Source organism: Chamaesiphon sp. VAR_69_metabat_338 (genome assembly GCF_031423935.1).
Lineage (GTDB): Bacteria > Cyanobacteriota > Cyanobacteriia > Cyanobacteriales > Chamaesiphonaceae > Chamaesiphon.
The window spans coordinates 1-1,620 of sequence record NZ_JANPGM010000064.1 but is presented as its reverse complement, the minus strand read 5'-3'; the positions used below and the strand labels follow the sequence as shown (position 1 = coordinate 1,620).

The following is a 1,620-nucleotide window of genomic DNA, read 5'->3' as shown; positions in this document are numbered from 1 at the left end:
GAGCTGGTCAACGGGTGGGACACTGGTTCGATGGGGATGGGGCAATCTTGGCAGTTAAATTCGCTCAAGGGGCAGCTAGCGGGATCTATCGTTATGTCCAAACCGAGGGTTATCAGGCTGAGAGTAAGGTCGATCGATGGTTGTATGGCAACTATGGGATGAAACCAACGGGGAACCTGTGGGATCGAATCGGTAAGTCGGTCAAAAATTCCGCCAATACTTCGGTTTTAGCTTTACCCGATCGATTATTGGCATTGTGGGAAGGTGCTGAGCCGCACGCATTAGATTTGGATACGTTAGCAACGCTAGGCACGGATGATTTAGGGAGCGATCTTCAGCCGCTAGTTTATTCGGCGCACCCCAAAGTCGATCCAGTTTCGGGACATATTTATAATTTTGGCATCTCGATCGGCGCGCAGTGTAAACTCAATCTTTATCAGAGCGATCGCAGTGGGAAAGTCATCAAAACTAGTCAAACTAAATTACCTAGACTGACTACCGTTCATGACTTTTTGATGGTTGGTAAATACTTAGTTTTTTGTATTACCCCGATCGAGATTCAACCGCTGCCGATCCTGTTGCAATTGGCTAGCTATAGCGAATCGATTCGGTGGAAGCCAGAACTCGGTACTCAAATTATGGTGTTCGATCGCGATAGCCTCAGTTTAGTGAGTAATTTTACCACCGAGCCGTGGTATCAATGGCATTTTGGCAATGGTTATGTCGATGCTAACGGCCATATTATCTGTGATTTAGTTCGGTACCCAGATTTTGACACTAATGAATTTTTAAGAGAAGTTGCTAGTGGCGAAACACATACAGAGGCAATCGGCACGCTCTGGCAATTAGTTATCGATCCTAAAGCTGGGAAACTAATTAGCAGCGAACAGCTATGCGATCGCAGTTGTGAGTTCCCCTTGGTCGAAAGTTCGCAAGTCGGCCAAGAATGGCGATATACATACTTGTCCGTTCACAAATCAAATGCAGTTCTCAATCGGGAATTAGTCGGGACGATTGGACGATTCGATCGCCAGACGAATACTTTAACTACAGCAGATATTGCCAGCCATTTATATCCGACCGAACCAATTCATGTGGTGGATAAATTCGATCCGAACCGAGGTTGGATTTTGACGGTTATTTATGACGGTCAACAACATCAGAGTGAAGTCTGGATTTTCGATCGGGACAGATTGGATGAATCGCCTGTCTGTCGTTTGGGCTTACCCAGCGTGGTACCGATGGGTTTTCACGGTACTTGGAAGGGAAATTAGGCGTTGCTGGATTCAGGGATGATTAGCCCTCACCCCGCCAGATCCTGCGGCTCTGGCTCCCCTCTCCCAAGCTTGGGAGCGGCTCGCGCTCGTCGGGTTTCCCGACGGTTTAGCGAGACAAGACAGAGGGGTTGGGGGTGAGGGCAAAGTCTACGCTTCATCCCTCAATTCAGCAACTCCGGAAATTAATTATTACCTCCCAAAAACTATCCGCTCCTACTACTAGATAAGATTCTAAAATCTCTACTAGTAATAGGAGCGGTCTAGGGGGTCTGTTCGCTGGAACCTGGCTGCTGAGAGAAACTCTACAAACAAACAGGAGTGAATCTAGAACGATTCTATAGAC

The 1,620-nt window shown here is 47.3% G+C and carries 1 protein-coding gene; it reads left to right on the top strand.

The genetic code is table 11. From position 1 onward, the window contains the following. The coding region (locus RMO84_RS01915) for a carotenoid oxygenase family protein (RefSeq protein WP_310486768.1) at positions 1-1,274 on the top strand (1,274 nt) is incomplete at its 5' end. Positions 1,275-1,620 lie beyond the last annotated feature (346 nt).